Source organism: Streptomyces sp. NPDC094034, assembly GCF_040303865.1.
Classification (GTDB): Bacteria; Actinomycetota; Actinomycetes; order Streptomycetales; family Streptomycetaceae; genus Streptomyces.
Map to the genome: position 1 here is coordinate 173,340 of NZ_JBEOUD010000002.1, position 22,241 is coordinate 195,580.

Here is a 22,241-nt window from a genome sequence, read left to right on the forward strand (position 1 = left end):
CTCAGTCGACCTGTGTCCCACAGGTGATGTTGAGAGCCGTCGCGGTCATGGAGCGGGCGCGGTCGGAGGCGGCGAAAGCGGCCACGTTCCCCACGTCCTCCAGCGAGGCGGCCCGCTTGAGCATCGTGCGCCGCTCGATGTCGTGAACGATGGCCTCGCGTCCGTCGAAGTCCGCGGGGAGCGTCTCCGCGATCCCGGCGGTCTGGAGCGTCAGCGCGCGGATCCCGTACGGCCCCAGCTCACACGCCAGTTGGCGGCGCAGCGATTCGAGCGCCTGGAAGGCCACTTGGAGCCCGCCCAGGCTGAACTCGGGCGTGGGATCGCCGTACCCCCCGAACACCAGGATCACGCCGGAGCGGCGCGGCTTCATATGGCGCGCGGCGGCGCGCGCGGTCAGGAAGTTCGTCCGCAGGGCGGTCACGACGGGCCGTTCGAAGTCCGCGAGCGCCATGTCCGCGAGCGGGGTGCCCTGCACATCGTTGTGCGAGATCAGATTGAACGAGATGTCGATACCACCCGCCCGCTCGACCACGTCATCGGCATGCGCGTCCACGGCCCGCTCGTCGAGCGCGTCCAGTACGGAGGTCTCGACGGCGCCACCCTCGGCCCTGATGCCCGAGGCGACGCTCTCCAGCGGCCCGGGGGTACGGGCGGCGAGAAAGACCCGCGCCCCTTCCCGCGCGAAGGTCCGCGCCACAGCGCCACCGACGGCCCCGCTGCCGCCGTAGACCACAGCGGTCTTGTTCCTGAGCAGCATGTCCGCTCTCCCTCTCACCTCGGGATACGACGGAACGTACGCCCCGCCACATGAAACGACCGCCGCCCCACGCCAAACTCATCGCCGCGCCCCGCCCGCGAGGCGCGCGAGCCGCCACCACCGGGACAGCCGCAGCCCACACCAGCCACCTGCCGGACAACGCCACCCGCTACACTGTCTGCGGCGGCGCGGCCCTCACCGGCCGCACCATGCCTTCGTGCCTTCGTAGCTCAGGGGATAGAGCACCGCTCTCCTAAAGCGGGTGTCGCAGGTTCGAATCCTGCCGGGGGCACAACGCTAAGGGCCAGTTCGGGGCCATGATCCCCTCGAACTGGCCCTTCGCCATGATCACGGCCGTGCCACACACGTGCCACATGGTCCGCTAGAAGTCCGCATCCCCTCGTTCTTTGCGGATCATCGAGCCGAGCCGATCGGCGATCTCGCGGTCACGGCCGTTGACCATGTGCTGATAGATCAGCGCCGCGCGGGGCGTGCTGTGCCCCATCCTGGTCATCAGCTCCCTGGACCGAGCACACCGCCGCCTGGAGGATGGTCGCATGACCACGGCGCCCGCCATCGAACTGCGTACGTTCACCACGCTCGACACCGTCCGGGGCGACCTCCTTGATGTGTACGCCGACGTGCGCGCCCCGCTCCTTCACCTGCCGAACTACGCGGTCACCGCGTTCGGCGAACGCCTGGACCGACACGGCAGCGAGCCAGGGTTCACGGCGGTCCTCGCATATGCAGACGGACATCCGGTCGGCTACGCCTACGGCAACACCATCGAGCACGGCGACCGCTACTGGCAGCGCACCAGCCCGACGCCGGCGGAGAAGTACACCGAGCGCCCGGCCGCGGCCCTGAAAGAGATCGGCGTCCGACCGACTTGGCGGACGACCGGCACCGCCCGCCGCATCCATGAGTCCCTCCTCGCCGCCCGCGACGAACCGTATGTCACGCTCATGGTCAGCCCGGCCGCCGGGGACGGAAAGGTCCACGCGCTCTAGAGGTCTTGGGGGTACGAGGACATCGGACAGAGCCAGCCATCACCGGCCTCGCCTCTCCTCACCGTGATGATCCGGTCCAGCCACTAAAAGCCCGCACCACCACGGCGCGCCTTCTGAGGCCAGCAGCGACACGCTCCCCTTCGGCCGCAGGCTCCCCCAGCAGCAAATTCCGCAGAAAAGGGCAGGTCAGCCTCAGCCTCTCGTCGCCAACCGTCGAGGCGAAGGTCCGGCCCCCTCGCCTGGATGAGCCTCCTTAGTACCCACGTACGGTTGGTACGCCTCAGGAATCGGGACAGGCGTGACGGCACGCGGGACCCTCGGCTGACGCTCGGGCAGCAAAGACGGCGCTCCCGACAAAAGACGAGACCTGGCTGAAGCCCCGCCCAGTTCAAGGTCTCTCACGATTGTCCGCCCCAGCGCCTCTGCAAGTAGCGGGGGGGTCGCGTTACCCACCATCCGCCGACCAGCGCGGAACGGCTGATCGATGTTCCATTCATCAGGGAAGGTCTGCAAGCGCATTTGCTCACGCACAGAAAGGGGCCGATTATCCCAGTGGAACGGACCAGTGCTCGGCCCAGGAGAGGCCGGCAAGGTCCAGGACGGTCGATCCTTGGCCAGCTTCAGCAGAAACGACCAGTACCGGGTTCGCCAGCCGAAGAGTTCCTCACCGTCGCCACGGGCGGTGAGATGGAGATAGTTGCCACCTTCCGGGATGGAGGGCAGTAGCGCTGCCCATTGCCCCGTAGCAACAGGCTTCTCATCCTCTTCAAGATCCCAAAGCACGTCCCAGGCCCGCATCGGGTCGCCTGCATGGGTCGCCTCTGGCAGGTGAACCTCTGCACCGTCCCGGTACGCAATGCCGATAGCCCGGCGTCGATGCTGAGGCACCCCGTAGTCAGCTGCATCAACTACCTTGGCCACCATCCTGTAGGAGGTGCCATGCCGGGCATTGATACCCGCGAGCCCTTCGTCAATGACCTCGGAGGCATTCCCGTTCCCTCTCAAGAACCCCTCAACGTTCTCGACAAGCAATGCCCTAGGGAGGAAACCCTCAACCAAGTCGAGCATCCCGTGCACAGACTTGGCGCGGTCGTCCTCCATGCCGCTGCGGGCAGTCGAAGCCCACTGCGCAGCCTTTGAAAACGGCTGACAAGGCGGCCCCCCCGCAATGAGGTCAAGTTGCCCGCGCTTCATCCCTAGCGCTCGGGGAGTCAGGTACTGGGCAGCAGTGTTGACATCGCCGTTGCCAGGCATGGCCCATCCCGGCCGATTGACTGCGAGCACGGCCCTGGCGTCAGCGGCAACTTCCATGCAAGCGACGGTAGCCAGTCCAGCCCTCTCCAGACCCACGTCAAGGCCACCCGCTCCTGTGAAGAGAGAGAGCACCTTCCCCATGGGCCGGGTTCGCGCTGACGATCGTGCGGCGGTCAACGGAGGCACTCCCCGAAGTAGATCTGCTCAATGTCTTGACGGAGGGAGCTCACCGGAGAAAACCGCGGTTGTCAAGGCAGTCGGGCGGTTGAGCGGGCACAGGCACCGAAGAATATCCGACAGGTGTTCGAAAAGCGACCAATGTCCTACCGATGGGCTAACTTCTTCCTACGCAGATGAGGGGGTTGCCCATGGACTATGACAGTTGGAACAGAGTTCTCACGGAACACTTCTTCCCCCTGCGCGAAGCAGCAGCCCCTGTGTACTTGTCGGTAGACGATGCCCTGCTCACCGAACTGCTGACCAAGCACACCCAGACTGCCACAACGCTCCCGACTGCAGCCGAGAACTTCCAAACTGCCATCAGGAGCCGGGTCTTCGGGCGCGACCCCTTCGAAGGCATCGCCTCCCGTGCTCGCCGCTGGCGCCGACACGGGGCCGCGGGCAACCCGCCCTTCATCGCACTCCTCGCAGCAACAGTGCTCGCAGCCTCCAGGATGAGCCGCTCCGACAACCCTGCAGTCGGCCGGTTTTCGTACTACGGCCCGCTCCGCGAGCTACTCGGACTGTACGAAGGCTCCGGCATGCCGGACGGCTACGACGTGATCGTCCCCACCCTGTGGGGTCACCTGAAGTGGTGGTTGACCGACCATGAACAGGGCCACCGCGGCCTGCCCTCCGCTATTCCCCATCCGACCCAGGTCAACATCGGCTGGTCCCTGTCCCAAGCCGTTCTGGTCGGATCGGACCGCGTGCAAGTCGGGCTGTTCCTGTCAGCGATCGGCGCGCAGCCCGGGGATTCGGTCCCCGAAGCGGAACTCCTCGCCCGGTTCCAGGAGTGGGTACGGCTCAATCGGCCCAGCCCGCGAATCCAGCGCGCTCTGGCATCGCCGGAGTTGCGACCGATCCTGGCGAGCGTCCTACAGCAGGAACTCGCCCACTACGACGGGCTCCCGAGAAGCTCCGCTGGCCTGCCGTATGTGCCCTTGTCTCTCACGACCGATGCCGGCGGTTTCCCCTACGGCATCGCAGCCCGCATCCCGTCCCACCTCCGTCTCAAATCGCTCAGTCTGAACGGCGACATCGTCAGGGTCCCCTCGGGCGCGGAATGGTTACGTCTCACGCCTCCGGACCAGAAGCTCACTCCGGGATCGGCGCTCGAACTGGCCGCCGACACCGCCACACTTATGCTCCCCGCTCGCGACCTCTACGTCCTCCAGGCCAACGACCTGGTCGGGAAGTGGACGTCCGTCAATACAGCGGAAATCGGCGTGCCGCATCGGGTATTGGTGAGAACTGCCTTCGCAGCGCAGGCCGAGGCGGTGATGCTTGCCTGTGGGTCAGACGCCGTACGCCAGCCCCGCAGAGTTCAAGTGCCGGACGGCTGGACGTTGTTCAGGGGCTACACACCGACCCGAACCACGGCGGTCCGAGGCATCGTCGGCCCGCTGGCCCCACTGCACCAGCAGTTGGCCCGTCTGTCCGGCGGCCTCCGCATCGATGGTGGCAAACAGACCTACCTCCTGGGGTACGCACCCGACCTTGTTCTGCCAGCGACTTCCGATGACCATCCGCGCACCGTCACAATCGACGGGGTGCCCTTGCCGCCGGTTTCCCCAGTGTCGACGGACACGATCACGATCCGGCTAGCGGATCGAGTGCACTCCGTCGGCGAGCACGAGATCGAGGTCGAGAATCGCAAGCTCACCTTCACCCTGGTCGAGCGCTACCGAGAGAGGGTTGCCCTGCCACTACTAGCGCTCCCTCCGAGGAGCGACAAGCTGGCTACCATCCCCAGCAGGATCCCGAACGCGGCAAGTCCGTCGGCGCCCGCCCCCTGGCTGCCGCCCGGCCATTTGTCCGGCTCGTTCTTCGGAAGCTATCAACGCGCCCCGCTCCCTTCGACGAGCCTCCTGCGCCTCGGCGGCTCGATCTACGCCCTGGGCAGGAATCGCCTCGCTGCCCAGCTCGCTCCCGAAGCGCCAGCCTGGATCGCCACCATGGACCACGTGCCTCACGCGATCGACATCGAACCGCTACTCGCTGCTCTGCCTTTCCAAGCTCTATGGCTGCTTCAGGTGACCAGTTCCCAGAACGCCAGGGCCTGGCGAGCCCCGATCGTCCAAACCGGCTCGTATGGCGTGCCTTCAGGGACCTGGACAATTCTGAGCCAAGCCGACTGGCGCAGGCTGACCTCGGGAAACATCACCACCACCGCAGTGGCTTGTGCACAAGACTGGACCGACTACACGGCAGGGAAGTGAATGGTGCACGACGAGCTGCTCCTGTGGTGCTCCGAACGCGGCGCCGGGAGCCTCGATGCCTTCCGCGACACGTACACATGGCTAGGGAAGGGCAAGCAGGACAGTTCGACGCTGGACTGGCGCATCGCGCTGTACAACCTGCAGGTTCTCGGCCATGTCGAAGTGGACCGGGAAGCCCGGATCTGGAGTGTGACGCCACCGGTCCTCACCACCTTGCCCGATTCCGGAGGGCACGCGCTCCTGGTGGGGCAAAGGCCGCTCTGGCTCATACAGCGGCTGGAACGGCTGCACGAAGACCCTGACCCTGACATTGCCGCCCTCGCACAGTCCGTCGTACCACTTCCGCCATATCGACAGCCCGACGGCCCGTCGGTGCGGATGGTGTCACTAGCGGACCCTGATGAATGCCGCGCCCTCTGCGAGGTACTCGGCATCGCCTTCGAGGACCGCGCCGCGGATCAACTCGTTCTGCGTCTTCCCCGCTTCCAAGAAATGCTTACCGAGCGTGGCGTACAGCGAGGGCCCGGCGGCATCGAGCCTCAGAAGATGTCCGAGGGGGGCAGCGACATCTGGACAGATGTCGAAGGCCACGGCGAACCACCCCTCCACGGCGCCTATCGGTATCAGCGCTACAACACCCACCGCTATATCTACTGGATCGAAATGAGCGGCTTCATCGCCGACAAGCGCACGGTGATGTACGCGGAACTCGCGCGCGCAGAGCGCTGGGTGCTGCGGTACAGCCCGCTGCGACAGGAACTTTACGCCCCGAAACGCATGCAGCTACCGCATCTCCACGCCCGCGCCGCCGTGCTACGCAGCGGGCTGCTGCCGCAACTAACCGCGCTCGACCCGCAGACAGCGTCAGACCGGCAGCCGATCCTTGGGCACAAGAGATACGTCAGATACGTGAACATCGACGAGGCATTCGCCAGCAAATTGGCCGAATCCCTATACCAGAAACTTCAACTCGTCCCCTAAGTCTGGCTCCCGTGAGGATCTTGATGTCTGGCATCTCCCCGTCGGCCGTCCACGGCCGACTTGCCGAGTACTTTCAGCGGTACTACGACACCGCCTACTCCCTTCGCGACTCTTCGGTGGGCGAGGAACTCAGAGAGCTACTCCGCACTCCCGGGGTCCTCTTTCAGGAGCCTTATCTGGAACTCTTGCCTCAGTACGTGCAGTCAGCCCAGACCCTGGAAGAGCTAACGGCGGAAATTGGGCATCCGGAGTTCGCCGGACTTCTAGGATCCGGTCTGCTCCGGGGAATCCCCAGGCTCTATACCCACCAGGCGGAGGCGCTGAAGGCAAACAACCACGGACGGGACATCGTGGTGACGTCGGGAACCGGTTCCGGAAAGACCGAAGCCTTCCTCGTCCCGGTGCTAGCCAGACTGACCGATGAATCCCGTCAGTGGGCACCGGCAGGGCCCCAGGGTGCCGAGCAGCCCTGGTGGCGCACGTCACAGCACTGGCAAGCTCAGCGCCACGGAAGCGGTCGCCCATCGGCCATGCGCGCCATGTTCCTCTATCCAATGAACGCGCTGGTGGAGGATCAGCTGATCAGGTTGCGACGCAGCCTGGACGCACCGGACGTACGCGACTGGTTCGACAGGCACCGTGACGGCAATCGCTTCCACTTCGGACGCTATACCGGCCGCACCCCGGTTGCCGGCCCGCTGGAGCTAGCTTCCAAGCCGAACTCCTCCAAAATGAAGGAATTGCGCAGGACTCTGGCCTCGATGGAGGACCGAAGCCGCCAACTGGAGCAGCGCATCGCGGACGGCCTTGTGGAGGACGAGGAAGCCCGCTACTTCCTCCAGCGCCCCTTCGGGGCCGAGATGCGTTCTCGCTGGGACATGCAGGTCGCTCCGCCGGACATCCTCATCACCAACTACAGCATGCTCAACATCATGCTCATGCGCCGAGACGAGGATCCGATCTTCGATCGGACCCGTGACTGGCTGGAGAGTTCCAAGGACCACGTCTTCAGCCTGGTCGTGGACGAACTCCACATGTACAGGGGCACTCAGGGAACTGAAGTCGCCTACCTCCTGCGCAAGCTTATCGACCGGCTCGGATTGTCCACCGAATCTGACCAACTGTCCGTGATCGCCACCTCCGCCTCCATGGATCCGGACAACCCGGTGGACCGGAAGTTTCTGAGCGACTTCTTCGGACGGTCAGCCGACCGCTTCTCCGTGCTGGCCGGTGAACGCGTCCGGACCACGGGCAGGACCGATCTCATGTCCTGGGCAGACGCTGTTGGCCAAGGAACGGATGCCTTGCCACCACTTCCTGACCGACACGCGGCGCTCCAGGCCGCGTTCAGAGCAAGCGACGAGGACGACTCCCCCCGAGCGAAGCCGCTGACCGACGTGTCCGCCAAGCTCTTCCCTGGCCTCGCACCCGACAAGGCGCTGGACGCCACTGACGCACTCATCTCGCGCCTCGACGGGGAGGCGGATGCCGGCTCGCGATTCCGGCTCCACCTGTTCTTCCGGAACGTCACCGGCATGTGGGCATGCGCGGATCGCAACTGCTCGGAGGTCCAACCACGCACCGCGGAGTCATCGGCGGAGCGCCTAGTCGGAAAGCTCTACAGTCGGCCCAGGTATGCCTGCGAATGCGGCGCTCGCGTCCTGGAATTGCTGTACTGCGACACGTGCGGAGAGGTCTTTCTCGGCGGATTCAATTCTCCGACCATCGGCCCTGATCCCACCAGGCGGTACCTGGTCTCCACCGCAACCGATCTCGAATCCCTTCCGGACAAAGCGCGCTTCGATCGCACCGCCGATGTGTACAGCATCTTTCTGCCCACTGCTGGAGAACGCTCCGATCTCGACATATCGCCGCACAAACACAAGGGTGGCCGACCGGGGGCGAGGAATCGGACGGAGTACACGTTCACCTTTGTTCCGGCCGTGCTGGATCCCGTGAGCGGCAAGGTTGGCAGCTACCCGGACGAGGAGAACAACGGATATCTGCTGGTGGCACAGAGCCAACCGCAGAACCACCTCGGGAAGGTCCGCGCCTTTCCCACAGTCTGTCCCTGCTGCGGTGAAGACAAGGAGATCTTCAAGAACGTCCGCCAGTTCGAGGACCCGTCACGGTCCCGGTCACCCATCCGCACAATGGGTACAGGTTTCGAGAAGTCCAACCAAGTCCTGACCGATGCCCTCAAGAGGCAGCTGCAGACGAAGATCGTCGTCTTCTCAGACAGCCGACAGGACGCGGCCCGCATCTCAGCGGGCCTGGAGCGGTCGCACTATCAGGATTTGGTCAGGCAGCTCGTGATCGCCGCCCTCGACCATCCGAAGGACCTCGTGGCCCTGGCAGCAGAGTTCTTCAAGGGGAACCAGGCAGGCCAGGCCGCGCTAACCCAGCTCACAGCGACTGGCTCACCCGATTTGGTAGCAGCAGTGGTCGCCTTGGCCCATGACAACCTCACCCCCGAGCACGAACGCGTGCTGGCGGACTACCGTGCCCAGCAGAAGGGCCCGACACTTGTCGAACTCGGCAACGGAGTCAGCGCGCAAGCAGTCACGTACGGCGTGCACCCCGGTGGGCCCTCGTTTTCGCTGAGCGCAAGCACCGAATCCCGGAGCTGGACCAATCTCTACGACTGGACCAGTGGCGTCCCGGTCCAACGGCCCAATGCTTCCCTCACCAACGATCTGAGCGTCCTGAGTTCCGAAATCCACCGGACAGTGCAAGCACAGGTCCAACAGGCAGTCTTCGCGGGAGGCGGCCGCGACCTGGAATCGCTCGGCATCGGCCATGCCTCTCAGGACATCACGTTCAAGAGCCGGTTGCTGGATGACGAGGTCTTCCACCAGGTGTGCCTGTCCACACTGAGGCTGCTGGGTGTGCGCCGCCAGTTTCAGGAGCAGCGACCTGAGCCGCCGGCGAATCTGCACACGGCAGCGAGAAAATACATCAAAGCCGTCGCACAACGTCACGATGTATTCCCGGACGCACTCGTCCAAGAGGTGAAGAATGCACTGGGTCTGAGCGACGCCGAGCCCCGGATCGAAGGCCAGAAGATCAGGATTGTCCTGGCCGGCGAGACAGAATGGCGCTGTGAACGCTGCACCAGAAGGCACCTGCACGGTTCCGCCGGCGTCTGTGCCTTCTGCCTCAGCTCACATCTCGTTGCCGAACCCTTCGACCCGGATTCCGTCGCCCTGGACGACTACTACACCTTCCTGGCCCGCGAGGCCGGGATCCCCTTCAGACTCCACTGCGAAGAGCTGACGGGCCAGACCGACAACGACGACGCACAGGCCCGGCAAGCCCTCTTCCAGTCGGTCTTTCTGAGCGGGAAGGACATCGAGTTGGTCGATGAGGTCGACCTACTCAGTGTCACCACCACGATGGAGGCTGGCGTCGACATCGGCGCGCTCCGCGCGGTGGTAATGGCAAACATGCCACCACAGCGCTTCAACTACCAGCAGCGTGTGGGCCGGGCCGGCCGCCGGCTCGATCACCTGTCCATCGCCCTGACACTGTGCCGTGGCACCAGGACCCATGACGACCACTACTTCCAGCATCCCTATCGGATCACCGGCGATCCCTCGCCGAGCCCATACGTGGATCTCGATCGCCTGGAGATCCTGCTCCGTTGCTACGCCGCAAGCCTGCTGACTCTCGCCTTCCGGTCGGTCGAGGGAACGTCCAACTGGGATCCGGGACGCAATGTCCACGGGCCCTTCGGGACCGTCAGCGAATGGCCATTGGTGCGGGATGACGTCCGCACTTGGTTGGCCGGCAACGACATCGCTAAGAGAAACGCGGGCCAGGTTCTCCTGCAGGGGGCGACTCCTGGCGCGCCTTCGCTGGATGATCTGGTCTCCTGGGCCACTTCCCGCCTCTACTCCGAGATTGAGGAAGTGGTGACGAACGCGCCGGACGGGGGTCCGCTCAGCCAGTCGCTCGCGGAGCACGGAGTGCTCCCCATGTTCGGATTCCCCACCCGGGTTCGCAACCTGCATCATCAGAGGCCGCACGGACCGGAACTCACCGACGTCATCGACCGGGACATCGACATCGCCATCTCGGAGTGGGCGCCCGGCGGTGAAGTGGTCAAGGACAAGGCGTTGCACACAGCAGTCGGCCTCGTGACGTACGAGCCCGCCGACGGGCACTGGTTGCCCGGCAAAGCTCCGGACAGTGATCGTCTCACGGTGGGCATCTGCGCCAAGTGCCTCTCCGTCAATCTCCGCGATTCCGAGCATTCGTGTCCTGTGTGTGGGGCCACTGCAGGAGAAGCCGGTGACTACCGGATGCTGCCGTCGTGTCAGCCGCTCGGCTTTCGCACCAGCTACAAGGCTCAGGATTACGACGGCACCTTCGAATTTACGCCACGCGCGTTCTCCGCGCGCCTCACTCTCGACACGACATCAGCGCTCGTCCCACGCTGCACTAAGGCCGCTGAATTCAGGAGTGGTCAGGGACGCATCGTGGTGGTCAACGCAGGAACTGGCGAGGGATACCAGTTCGGCAAGGTCAAGGGACACGACGGTCTGCTGGACACAAAACTCCTGGCCGATGCCGACCGCGCGAGAGATCTGGGTCTGCCCACACAGCCTTCGGCCAGCAACGAGGAGAAGCTGGCACTGGCCTCAGTGAAACTGACCGACGTTCTTTTGGTCGGCCTCCGCGAGCAACCCGCCGATCTGGCCCTCGACCCAAGACGCATGGCCGCAAGGGCTGCTTGGCTCTCACTCGGTACGGTTTTCAAACTCGCTGCCGTCAGGCTACTGGACATTGACGGAAGAGAACTCTCGGCGGGTCTGTATCCCGACCGAGGAGAAGAAGAAGGCAGTGTCAAGGCACAAGTCTTCCTCTCGGACACCTTGGAAAACGGTGCCGGATATTCGACCTGGCTGGGGAAGCGCCCTACCGACTTCCTGCTCGCTGCGCGTGAGGTCGCGGCCGATCTCACCCGCCACCGCTCCGGCAGCTTGAAGGCCGGGCCATGCGACTCGTCCTGCTACGACTGCCTGCGGGACTACAGCAACAGCGCCTACCACCCGCTGCTCGATTGGCGCCTTGCCACACAAATGGTCGAACTGCTCGATGGGGAGAACCCGGACTTCACTGCTGAGGAGGCCTATGCGTTCGAGCGCGTAGAGCAGTTCGCCAGAAGCTTCTCGCACTGGAAGGCCGATTCCTCCCACAGCCTTCCAGTCCTGAAAGACATCCAGCACGATGATCTCGCTGTCCTCATCACCCATCCTCTTGAGTCCTGGACCGGTCCCGCCCGCTCGAAGCGTGTGGCCCGCGCCCTGGCCTCGCTGGAAGCAGAGGGCTTCGAGGTGTTCGAGGAGTTCGAGAACCCGGTCCTGGGCAGCGAACCACCGCAGCGCGCGGTCGTCGCCGTCGATACGTTTGAACTTCTTCGACGGCCTGGCTGGATCGAGTCGAGACTGCAGAGCCTTTTCGACTGACCGGTCGGGCAGCGGGCAGGGGCACCTTTCTACCCCTGCCCGCTGCCACCGGCTCTCCCCGGGCTCGCGCACCTAGCAGTTCGCTTATGTCGGTTCTGGTGGACACACGTCTGGAGTACGCTGATGCATTTTCTTGTAGTGCCTCGTAGCGCGGGCTTCACCGTGCCGTCCAGCCTTCCGGCACTCGTCCTCCGGCGCGACCTCTGGGATGATTTCGGATTCGAAACTATGTTCGATGTGCACCTGTACCCGTCTCAGACTGAGGCGTCCATCGACTTGGGATCCGTCAAGATCATAAAAAGAGGGCAGCGGGGCGGCGCCACCAAGATCCCCGATAATTTCGTCCAGCTCGATGACAGTTACTGCTCACTCGGGCAGGCATTTTCCTACTACGAAGCACTGCACGGACTTCCAGGTGAATTGCGCGACAGTATTCTGTTTGGGCTCCGCGATATCGTTATCGACCCCTCACTCAGAGAATCGTTCGCCAGCGAGCCGGCGATGGCAGCCTCACTTCTGCGCTACGGGAACGCCGAACTCGCGTTGAGAGACGCCACAGCCCTGTTCGGAGGAGCGCTAGCTCCACGAGACAGTGCGCTCGCGTTCACGTTCAGAACGAGTGTCGGAGGGGATCCCTTCTCCATTCAGTTTGGATTCGCGGACCGCCACCCCCTGCCCGGCCGCGTCAACGTCGTCGTGGGTTACAACGGATGCGGAAAAACGCAGCTCCTTGCCAACCTAGCCAACACCGCGCATGCAGATCTCGCCGACCGATCCGACGAAAGATTCATCCGGCGGTACGGAGAATTCCCCGAAGGAGCCGGTGCGCCACGATTCTCCTCGGTTATAGCCATCTCTTACAGCGCTTTCGACACATTCGACCTTCCGGGGAAGAACCGACAGGAAGAGGATCGGCTGGAAACCAGCGGCGAGGTCTCCGGGTACACCTATTGCGGCCTTCGGAGATACGATCGCAGCCTTGGCCCCGCGCCCCGCACCGGGCCACTCAAAGGTGCCGAGGAGATCCAGGGTGACATCATGTCCGCCCTCGTTAGAGCTAGTACACCCGAGCGTAAACAGAGACTGGCAGCAGCCCTTTCTCCGCTGAGCCGAGAACCCTCGTTCAAACGGGTCGAGTTGTCCGACACCTTCGCCTTCGACAGCGGTTCGTGGCAGGATTCCTTTTCTGGCCTCAGCACCGGACACAAACTCGTGCTCAACATTGTTGTGCAACTTGTGGCCCACCTGGAGCCCGGATCACTGGTTCTCATCGACGAACCCGAATCCCACCTGCACCCTCCGCTCCTGGCTGCCCTGCTCAAGAGCATCAACATTTCCCTGGATCAGTTCAACTCCTACGCCGTGATGGCGACGCACTCCCCAGTCCTCCTCCAGGAAGTCCCCAGACGTTACGTCAGGGTCCTACAGCGATTCGGAGATCTCACACTCGTTGCCACTCCGGAGATCGAAACTTTCGCAGAGAATGTAGGACTGCTCACACGCCACGTATTCAACTTGGACAGCAGCGCGACCGACTATCACTCAACTCTCCGGTCCATGCAGGAGAGTTTGCACCTGGATGAGATCATGGAACTGTTCGACGGGGAGATGAGCGCGCAGTCCATTTCTTACCTGGCGAGCATCAGTCGCGATCGGCCTGGTAGATGATTCGGCTCCCCCGCCCGGACAGAGACCGTCTGGCTGATCTCGATCTCGCTGTGAGCCGGAGACGACCATCTTCTCGACGTGTCCTCATGGGAGTACGCGCGGGAATCATCGGCGCCTACGGCGACTACGAGGACGTTCTGCGAGATATTCGCCGGTTTACGTCGCTTGCCCATGGCTCCGATGTGCTCACCAAGGCCCTTCTGGGAAATTACGCACTTCTGGACAGAGGTCGCCCCCTGGAGGAACTCAGAAACTCGATCTTCCGGACAGCGCTGTCCCGCAACTCTCGGTGCCCGCTATGCGAAAGAGCCCAGGTATGCGCCCTCGATCACTTCCTCCCAAAGAACGAATTCCCGGAATATTCAATCCTGGCCGACAATCTTATCCCTGTTTGCGAAAGATGCAATCGATTAAAGGGGGACGAGTGTGACAGAGTAGACGGATTGCTTATGTTTCACGCATACTTCGACGAATTCCCAGACATCGAGACAGTAGTCGCGGAAATAGACGTCGGAAACACCGTATCGATCGGATACTATTTGCATCGTTCCGATGAAATCGACAACCTCACCTTCGGGAGAGTCGAAAAGCAGTTCAAGATACTTGGCCTTTTCGATTTCTACCAGATGGAGGCCGTATCCGAGCTAACGGACCAAATTGATCTATATGATGAAACATATGCTTCCTTTGGCGATTCAGGGTTGCGATCAACTCTTAGCGCCTTGGCTCGAGGGGCCGAAAGGAAGGGCGTAAATCACTGGAAGGCGGCACTTTATCGTGCCCTATCTAGGAATACAGAATTCTGTAGCGGCGGCTACCGGAAGCTACTCACATCGCCGATGACTTGACGGTGTCAAATCTGGTGGGCCACGTCGCAGATCGAGGTCTCCAGATTCCTACACAATTCGCGGACCTGGCCGGGCCCTGGCACTCATTCGGTCAGGTCTCCGGCACCCGTACTCACATGCGTGAGCGATGCGTGAGTGGACGGTCCGGCACAGCGCATCCCAAGTGGGATCCCGCACGACCCCGCAGAGCGCTGATCAGGCCAAATAAAGCGGGTGTCGCAGGTTCGAATCCTGCCGGGGGCACAACGCGGATGGGAAACGCCATCCCGCCCGCGCGACCGGCCCGCATCGCTTCTTCGGCGATGCGGGCCGTCGCACGGAACGGGGCACGTTCAGCGGCCGCCTCCCTGCCGGTGGCCGGGGGTGTCAGGTCGGAGGCGGTGCCGGATGCCGGGGGGCGCCTCGAAGGGGCCGCGCGGCATCGACCGGATGGGGTCCTGGGAGGACTCGTGGGGCGAGACCGCCCCCGGCCCGTTTAACGGGGCGTCAGCTTGAGCGTCGCCACCTGGGCGGCGGAGTTGAGTACCAGCCCGGCCATCATCCCGAACCGGGAGCGGTAGGCGGCGTCGATCGCGTCGGACAGGGCGGGGTCTGCGGGTTCGATGCTGACCGGCAGCGTCCGGCCGCCGACCTCGATCCGGCCCTCGCCGATCCGCCGGGCCTGCCGGAACCAGGTCGAGCGGGTGCCGCGGAAGGCGCGGATGTAGAGGTCTCCGGAGACGAGGACGAAGCCCAGCTCGACCTGGCCGGTGGGGGTCTCGCCGTCGTGGGCCACGGTCAGGATGAGTTCCTGCGCGTCCGCGGGCCCGGAGAGATCGTCGCTGGTCCAGGACGTCATGGTGGGTGGCTCCTCGGTGCTCGGTTCTCGGTGATGCCCGTGGCCGCCCGCCCCGGTGGGCCCGGGTCAGCCCCGTTGGTCGTCGTGCTGGGGTGTGGGCAGGTCGTCGGGGGTGTGCTGGGGGTCGGCCGCCCACTGGATCAGGAACCGCAGCCGTTCCTCGGTCGGGGTGCCGGGCGGGGCGGTGTAGGCCACCAACTGCTGGTCGGGGTGGGTGTCGACGGAGAACTGGTGCACGTCCAGGGCGAGGTCCCCCACCAGGGGATGCCGGTAGGTCTTGCTCAGTTCGCGGGGCCCGCGCACCTGATGAGTGGCCCACCAGGTACGGAAGTCGGGGTCGCGCACGCTCAGTTCACCCACCAGCGCGCTGACCGCCTGGTCCTTCGGATTGCGTCCTGCCTCCATGCGCAGCACCGCGACACAGTCACGGGCGGCGCGCGGCCAGTCGGCGTACAGGGCGCGGAACTCGTCGTCGAGGAAGGTCAGCCGGATCAGGTTGCGCTCGCCCGGGGGGAGCGTGCCGAAGTCGGTGAGCAGGGCGGCGGCGAGCGGGTTCCAGGCCAGCACGTCCATCCGCCGGCTGAGGACCATCGCCGGGATGTCACGCATGCCGTCGAGCAGCTGGCGCAGTTTCGGCGCCACCTCTGTGCGCACGGATTTGCGGGGCGTCGGCGGCCGGCTGACATCGGCCACCGTGAAGAGGTAGGCCCGTTCGTCGGGGGCCAGCTGAAGGGTGTCCGCGAGGGCTTCCAGTACGGGGCGGGAAACCCTGCGGGTGCGGCCCTGTTCCAGCCGCACCACGTAGTCGAGGCTGACGTGTGCCAGCTGGGCCAGTTCCTCGCGGCGCAGCCCCGGTACCCGGCGCAGCCGGCCGTCGTCGGGGAAGCCCAGCGCGACCGGATCCAGTACGGCACGGCGCGAGCGCAGGAACTCACCCAGTTCATTGCCGCTCGAAGCGGCCCCCTCGTCTCCCATGACTCCAGTCTCCGTGCATTCGTCCATCTGTGCCTGGTACTGCCTTCCCCAGGCACGCGCCGCCGGGCCCGCACGTCCAGGCGTCCGCCCAGCACGATCGCAGGGGCGGATGAATATCGACGCCTTTCAGCGGTCGACCGTACCGAAGGGTTTCTTTTCCGCCGAATCGAGGGCGCCACTCATCAGGGCCTGTATGACGAGTACGAGGACGAGAACGAGTACCTCTCCCCCGCGACCCGTGGTGGCTCATTCCTTCGCATTTCCTGTGCGGACCATCCGTGGAATCACGACGACGTACTGAAGACTTTCGACGTCACCCCATTCACCGTCGCCCCCGCCTGCTGGAGCTGCACCATTCCCGTCAGGTGCGGATAGGGAAAGGCCAGTGTGGGCGTGGTCAGCCGGTCCAGTGTGGCCAGTTCCTCCGGGGTGAAGGTGACGGCGAGGGCCGGCAGGGCGCTGTCCAGGTGGGCGACCGTCCGGGTGCCGATGATCGGCGAGGTGATCAGCGGCTGCTGGAGGACCCAGGCGAGGGCGACGGCGGCGACGGTGGTGTCCTGGCGGGCGGCGATCTCGGCGAGAGTGTCGAGCACCTGGAAGGTGGGTTCCGACAGACGCGCCTGGGTGGCCCGGCTGCCGGCGCGGCCCGAGCCCTCGGGTGCGCCGCCGTCGCGGGTGTAGCGGCCGGAGAGGACACCGGCGGCCAGCGGGCTCCAGGGAGTCACACCGAGCCGCAGCTCGCGCGCCACACCGAGGATCTCGCTCTCGGCGCTGCGGGCCAGCAGCGAGTACTCGGGCTGGAGCGCGACGATCGGCGCCCAGCCGCGCAGCTCGGCGAGGGTGCCCGCGCGGGCGATGGCCCAGCCGGGGACGTCCGAGAAGCCGACGTGGCGGACCTTTCCGGCGCGTACGGCGTCGTCGAGCGCGGACATGGTCTCTTCCAGCGGGGTGTGCGGGTCGTGTCCGTGCAGCCAGTACAGGTCGATGTAGTCGGTGCCGAGCCGCCGCAGCGAGGCCTCCAGCTGCTGGGTGAGGGCCTTGCGGCCCGCGCCGCCGCTGTTGGGGTCGCCGGGGAACAGGTTCCCGGTGAACTTGGTGGAGATCACCAGCCGGTCCCGCAGGCCGGGGCGCCCGGCGAGGAACGCGCCGAGCGATTCCTCGGAGCGGCCGGCCGAGTAGATGTTCGCCGTGTCGATCGCGTTACCGCCGACCTCGACATAGCGGTCCAGGATCTCGAACGCGGTCGCGCGGTCGCAGCCGCGCTCGGGGTCCTCGAACAGCATCGCGCCGAGCGTGAGCGGACTGACCCGCAGTCCGCTGCGGCCGAGGGTGCGATAGGCATCGATGCGCATAATCTTTTCTTCCCTTGCTTGCATACCGGGTCCTACGAGATCAGCCGAGCCGGAGACTTCGGCCGGGAAGAGATTCTTCCCGCGACAGGCGGCGGGCGCCAGAGCAGATCCTGCCTAGGGAAATCAGTACCAGGCTGAGCCCGTCCGCCTTCCCCATACTGGGGCCATGGCGTTCTCAGGCGGAATACCGCTCCCCGCTTTGCCGAATCGCCTTCCGCCTGTCCTCTCCTGAAAAGAGACCTCGCGTGTCGACCGATTCCCCTCACCGAATGACCGGTACCACCGACACACCTGAAATCGCCGGTATACCCGAAACCCCGGAACCGAATGCGCGGGATTCGGGGGTGGATTCGGGGGCGGATCCGCCCGGCGGCTGGTCCCGGCGTACCTTCATCGCGGCGACCGGTACCGCCGCCGGTGCCACCCTGCTGCTCCCGGACCCGGCCGTGGCCGCCGGGCCGGACGGCGAGGGGCGGACCGGACGGGTCACCCTGACCGTGAACGGCGTACGGCACACCGTCACGGTCGACAACCGGACCTCCCTGCTGGATCTGCTGCGGGAGCGCCTGGATCTGACCGGCTCCAAGAAGGGCTGTGACGCGGGTGCCTGCGGGGCGTGCACGGTGCTGGTGGACGGCCGCCGGGTCAACGGCTGTCTGACGCTGGCCGTGCGGCTGGACGGCGCCGAGGTCACCACCGTCGAAGGCCTGGCACGGGGTGAGCGGCTGCATCCGCTCCAGCAGGCGTTCATCGACCAGGACGCGTTCCAGTGCGGCTACTGCACACCGGGACAGATCATGTCCGGCGTCGGCTGTATCAGCGAGGGGCACACGGGGTCGCCGGACGAGATCCGGGAGTGGATGAGCGGCAACATCTGCCGCTGCGGCTGCTATGTGGGCATCGTCAAGGCCGTCGAACAGGCCGCGGCACGCACGGCCGGGCAGGTCACGGCACGTACAGCCACGCAGGCCACGGCACGGACAACCGCGCAGGCCACGGCACACACGGCCGCGCAGGCCGCCGAGAGCAAGGGGAGGTGACGGGCCGGTGCATCCCTTCTCCCTGGTGAAGGCGGACAGTACGCGTGCGGCGGTCGAGGCCGGGCGGCGCGGCGGGCGGTTCATCGCCGGTGGCACCACCCTGGTCGATCTGATGCGGGAGACCGTGGAACGGCCCGGCCGGCTGGTCGACATCGACGGGCTGCCGCTGCGCGGGATCACGACGACGCCCGGCGGCGGGCTGCGGATCGGGGCGCTGGTGCGGATGGCGGAGGCCGCCGCCGACTCCCGGGTGCGGGTGATGTTCCCGGTGGTCTCGCAGGCGCTGGAGCTGAGCGCCTCGGCGCAGCTGCGCAACATGGCGACGATCGGAGGCAACATCATGCAGCGCACCCGCTGCACGTACTTCCGGGACGTGTCGGCCGACTGCAACAAGCGGCGGCCCGGGTCGGGGTGCGCGGCCCGGGGCGGGCTCAACCGGACCCACGCGATCCTCGGCACGTCCGAGCACTGTGTGGCCACGCACGCCTCGGACGTGGCGGTGGCCTTCGCCGCGCTGGAGGCGCGGGTGCGTCTGCTGGGGCCTGACGGGGAGCGTTCGGTGCCGTTCGCCGGTTTCCTGCTGCCGCCCGGCGGCACACCCGACCGCGAACAGGCCATCGGGCGCGGCGAGTTGATCACGGCGGTGGAGATCCCGCCGCTGCCGCGCCGGCTGCGCTCCGGCTATCTCAAGGTGCGCGACCGGCAGTCGTACGAGTTCGCCCTCACCTCCGCCGCGGTCGCGCTGCACCTACGGGGCGGGGTGATCCGGGCGGCGAAGGTGGCCGCGGGCGGTGTGGGCACAGTGCCGTGGAAACTGCCCGCGGTGGAGCGGGAACTGCTCGGCGAGCGGCCCTCGGAGCGGCTGTGGGCCAGGGCCGCCGAGCGGGCGGCGGACGGCGCCCGGCCGCTGGCGCACAACGGGTTCAAGGTGGAGTTGCTGAAACGGACCGTGGAGCGTCAGCTGCGGGTCGTGGGAGGGACGCGATGAGTGAGCAGCCGCAGGTGGTCGTAGGAGCGGGGCGGTCCCGCGTGGACGGCCGGCTGAAGGTGACCGGGCGCGCGGAGTACGCCGCCGACCACTCCGTGGACGGGGTGGTGCACGCGGTCGTCGTGGACAGCACGGTCGGCCTGGGTCGGATCACCGGGATCGACACCCGCGCCGCCCTCGCGCTGCCCGGTGTGCTGACCGTGATCACCCATCACAACGCGCCCCGGCTGCCGTACCAGCGCAATCCAGGCGGCTTCGCGCCGCCGGGGCGTCCGCTGCGGCCGTTCGAGAACGACGAGGTGAGGTTCTTCGGGCAGCCGGTCGCGGTCGCCGTCGCCACCACCCTGGAGGTGGCGCGGCACGCGGCGGGTCTGGTGGAGGTGCGCTACGCCGCCGAGCCGCCGGTGACCGATCTGGCGGCGGCTGCGGGTGAGGAGGCGGTGACATACGCGCGGGGCGACGCGGACCGGGCGCTCGCCGACGCTCCGGTGACCCTGGACGTGACCTACCGGGCATCCCGCAATCATCACAACCCGATGGAGCTGAACGCCACGATCGCCCGCTGGGACGGCGACCGGCTGACGCTGTGGGACAAGTCCCAGTGGGTGACGGGCACCCGGGGTGATCTCGCGGCGGTGTTCGGGATCCCGGCGGAGCAGGTGCGGGTCATCTCCGCGTTCGTCGGCGGCGCCTTCGGCAACGCCATCCGTACCTGGCCGCATGTGGTGATCGCGGCGATGACGGCCCGTGAGGTGCGGCGGCCGGTGAAACTGGTGCTGTCCCGCAAGCAGCTCTACCCCGGGGTCGGCTACCGCCCCGCCCACCACTACCGGCTGCGGCTCGGCAGCGACCGGCGCGGACGGCTGTCGGCGGCGGTGCACGAGATGCGCTCCGAGACCTCCCGCTACGAGCGGCACGTCGAGAGCGTCTCCGGCATGGGGCAGATGTTCTACACCACCCCGCACGTCCGGCAGAACTACCGTGTCATACCGCTCGACGTGAACACCCCCACCGCGATGCGCGGCCCCGGCGCGGCGACCGCCGCGTACGTCATCGAGTCGGCGATGGACGAACTCGCCCATGAACTGGGCCTCGACCCGATCGAACTGCGGCTGCGCAACGAGCCGGACACCGACCCGTCCAGCGGGCTGCCGTTCTCCACCCGGCGGCTGCGCGAGTGCTACGAGAGCGGTGCCCGCGCGTTCGGCTGGGACCGGCGCGACCCGCGCCCGCGCTCGACCCGTGACGGGGACTGGCTGATCGGCAGCGGCATGGCGGCGGGCTGCTACCACGCGCTGCGGGGCCCCTGCCAGTCGCTGGTCAGGATCGACGCGCGGGGGCGGGCTCTGGTGCGGTGCGCGGCGAGCGACATGGGACCCGGCACGTACACCTCGGTCACCCAGATCGCCGCCGACGCGCTCGGACTGACCATGACCGACGTCGAGTTCCGGCTCGGCGACTCGACCCTGCCGACCGCGCCTCCGCAGGGCGGCTCGCAGACCATGGCGAGCGTCGGCTCCTCCGTCCAGGACGGCTGCGACAGACTGCGGCGGCAGGCGATCGCGCTCGCCGTCGAGGATCCACGGTCCCCGCTGCACGGGGCCGCGCCCGAGGAGGTCGTCGCCGACCGGGGCCGGCTGCGGCTGCGTGGCGACCCGTCGCGCGGGGAGTCGTACCGTCGGCTCCTCACCCGCAACGGACGGACCCATCTGGAGACGACGGGCTCCTTCACGCCCGAGGCGCACGGGCAGCACTCGTCGTACGCGTACGCGGCGACCTTCGCCGAGGTCGCCGTCGACGCCCGGCTGGGGCTGGTGCGGGTGCGGCGGATGGTCGGGGTGTACGACACCGGACGGATCATCAACCCCAAGCTGGCCGAGAGCCAGGCGCTGGGCGGCATGGTCGGCGGGATCGGGGCGGCGCTGCTGGAGCACGGCATGTCCGACCCGCGCGACGGCCGTCTCGTCAATGCGAGCCTCGCGGACTATCTGGTGCCGGTCAACGCCGATGTGCCCGATCTGAAGGCCATCTATCTGGACGGCGGCGGCGACTACGACGTGGACCCCATCGGGGTGAAGGGCCTCGGTGAGATCGTGCTGGTCGGGGTGGCCCCGGCGATCGGGAACGCGGTGTTCCACGCCACCGGGCGCCGGGTGCGCGACATCCCCATCACGGCGGAGGCACTGCTGTGACGGCGGGGGCGGCGGGGACGGCGGTGCCCGGCGAACGCGCTCCGCTTCGTACCGCGTCGAGGTAGCCGGCGATGGCGTCTCTGTTACGAGTGAGGCACTGGATGCGTTCGGTCATCCGATCGCGTTCACGCTCCAGCGTGCCGATCATCTCGGGGGTCGCGTCCGAGAAGTAGATGATCCGGGGTTTTTCGAGGCACGGGAGGATCTGCTTGATGATCCGGGTCGGCAGGCCGGCGTCGAGCAGTCCTCTGATCTGGAGGACTCTGTCCACGAGGTAGTCGTCGTAGTCGCGGTAGCCGTTCGGAGAGCGCGCAGCAGTGATCAGGCCCTGTTCCTCGTAATAGCGCAGGAGCCGTCGGGGGGTGCTGGTGCGCTCTGACAGTTCTCCGATACGCATGTGCGTGCCCTCACGCTCGCCCGCTTGAC

General features: G+C 66.0%; 14 protein-coding genes, 1 tRNA gene and 2 pseudogenes. 10 read left to right on the forward strand and 7 right to left on the reverse strand.

Annotation, left to right across the window (positions count from 1 at the left end; genetic code table 11):
* Window position 1: 1 nt before the first annotated feature.
* Entirely contained in the window at window positions 2-757 is a 756-nt protein-coding gene (locus ABTZ59_RS03210) for an SDR family NAD(P)-dependent oxidoreductase (protein ID WP_351389459.1), read from the reverse strand.
* Window positions 758-976: 219 nt separating this feature from the next.
* Here ABTZ59_RS03210 and ABTZ59_RS03215 point away from each other — a divergent pair.
* Window positions 977-1,049: transfer RNA gene (locus tag ABTZ59_RS03215), tRNA-Arg, on the forward strand.
* 90 nt (window positions 1,050-1,139) lie between these two features.
* Here the strand turns inward: ABTZ59_RS03215 and ABTZ59_RS03220 are convergent.
* Window positions 1,140-1,289 (reverse strand): annotated as a pseudogene (locus tag ABTZ59_RS03220) (tyrosine-type recombinase/integrase); the annotation flags it as partial.
* 25 nt (window positions 1,290-1,314) lie between these two features.
* Between ABTZ59_RS03220 and ABTZ59_RS03225 the strand changes: the two are divergent.
* Window positions 1,315-1,854 (forward strand): annotated as a pseudogene (locus tag ABTZ59_RS03225) (GNAT family N-acetyltransferase).
* Between the two features lie 105 nt (window positions 1,855-1,959).
* Here ABTZ59_RS03225 and ABTZ59_RS03230 read toward each other — a convergent pair.
* Window positions 1,960-3,162, reverse strand: a complete 1,203-nt coding sequence (locus ABTZ59_RS03230; RefSeq protein ID WP_351389465.1) for a DNA cytosine methyltransferase — start codon at window positions 3,160-3,162, stop codon at window positions 1,960-1,962.
* Between the two features lie 227 nt (window positions 3,163-3,389).
* Here ABTZ59_RS03230 and ABTZ59_RS03235 point away from each other — a divergent pair, with 227 nt between their 5' ends.
* The 5 genes from ABTZ59_RS03235 to ABTZ59_RS03255 all read left to right on the forward strand — a co-directional run bounded on the left by ABTZ59_RS03235 (window position 3,390) and on the right by ABTZ59_RS03255 (window position 14,430).
* Window positions 3,390-5,462, forward strand: a complete 2,073-nt coding sequence (locus ABTZ59_RS03235; RefSeq protein ID WP_351389468.1) for a hypothetical protein — start codon at window positions 3,390-3,392, stop codon at window positions 5,460-5,462.
* The gene (locus ABTZ59_RS03240; protein ID WP_351389471.1) at window positions 5,463-6,443 is read left to right on the forward strand and encodes a hypothetical protein; all 981 of its coding nucleotides are present in this window, start codon (window positions 5,463-5,465) and stop codon (window positions 6,441-6,443) included.
* Window positions 6,444-6,466: 23 nt separating this feature from the next.
* Window positions 6,467-11,914, forward strand: a complete 5,448-nt coding sequence (locus ABTZ59_RS03245; RefSeq protein ID WP_351389476.1) for a DEAD/DEAH box helicase — start codon at window positions 6,467-6,469, stop codon at window positions 11,912-11,914.
* Between the two features lie 123 nt (window positions 11,915-12,037).
* Window positions 12,038-13,582, forward strand: a complete 1,545-nt coding sequence (locus ABTZ59_RS03250; RefSeq protein WP_351389479.1) for an AAA family ATPase — start codon at window positions 12,038-12,040, stop codon at window positions 13,580-13,582.
* Between the two features lie 86 nt (window positions 13,583-13,668).
* The gene (locus ABTZ59_RS03255) at window positions 13,669-14,430 is read left to right on the forward strand and encodes an HNH endonuclease (protein ID WP_351389482.1); all 762 of its coding nucleotides are present in this window, start codon (window positions 13,669-13,671) and stop codon (window positions 14,428-14,430) included.
* Between the two features lie 475 nt (window positions 14,431-14,905).
* Here ABTZ59_RS03255 and ABTZ59_RS03260 read toward each other — a convergent pair whose 3' ends face one another.
* From ABTZ59_RS03260 to ABTZ59_RS03270, 3 genes are all read right to left on the reverse strand, one after another.
* Window positions 14,906-15,268 carry a DUF2255 family protein gene (locus ABTZ59_RS03260; protein ID WP_351389485.1) on the reverse strand — a complete coding sequence of 121 codons (363 nt, stop codon included), beginning with the start codon at window positions 15,266-15,268 and terminating at the stop codon, window positions 14,906-14,908.
* Between the two features lie 66 nt (window positions 15,269-15,334).
* A complete protein-coding gene (locus ABTZ59_RS03265; RefSeq protein ID WP_351389488.1) occupies window positions 15,335-16,243 on the reverse strand; it encodes a helix-turn-helix transcriptional regulator in 909 nt (302 codons plus the stop codon).
* A 284-nt stretch (window positions 16,244-16,527) separates the two neighbouring features.
* On the reverse strand, window positions 16,528-17,595 hold the full coding sequence (locus tag ABTZ59_RS03270; protein WP_351389491.1) for an aldo/keto reductase: 1,068 nt from the start codon (window positions 17,593-17,595) through the stop codon (window positions 16,528-16,530).
* Window positions 17,596-18,020: 425 nt separating this feature from the next.
* Between ABTZ59_RS03270 and ABTZ59_RS03275 the strand changes: the two genes are divergently transcribed.
* The 3 genes from ABTZ59_RS03275 to ABTZ59_RS03285 are packed head-to-tail and all read left to right on the forward strand — an operon-like array spanning window position 18,021 to window position 21,815.
* A complete protein-coding gene (locus tag ABTZ59_RS03275; protein ID WP_351390107.1) occupies window positions 18,021-18,635 on the forward strand; it encodes a (2Fe-2S)-binding protein in 615 nt (204 codons plus the stop codon).
* 7 nt (window positions 18,636-18,642) lie between these two features.
* Entirely contained in the window at window positions 18,643-19,623 is a 981-nt protein-coding gene (locus tag ABTZ59_RS03280; RefSeq protein ID WP_351389493.1) for an FAD binding domain-containing protein, read from the forward strand.
* Window positions 19,620-21,815, forward strand: a complete 2,196-nt coding sequence (locus tag ABTZ59_RS03285) for a xanthine dehydrogenase family protein molybdopterin-binding subunit (protein ID WP_351389496.1) — start codon at window positions 19,620-19,622, stop codon at window positions 21,813-21,815. The genes ABTZ59_RS03280 and ABTZ59_RS03285 overlap by 4 nt, the downstream gene beginning before the upstream one ends.
* Here the strand turns inward: ABTZ59_RS03285 and ABTZ59_RS03290 are convergent.
* On the reverse strand, window positions 21,793-22,212 hold the full coding sequence (locus tag ABTZ59_RS03290) for a MerR family transcriptional regulator (protein ID WP_351389498.1): 420 nt from the start codon (window positions 22,210-22,212) through the stop codon (window positions 21,793-21,795). The two genes, ABTZ59_RS03285 and ABTZ59_RS03290, sit on opposite strands and share 23 nt — an antisense overlap.
* Window positions 22,213-22,241 lie beyond the last annotated feature (29 nt).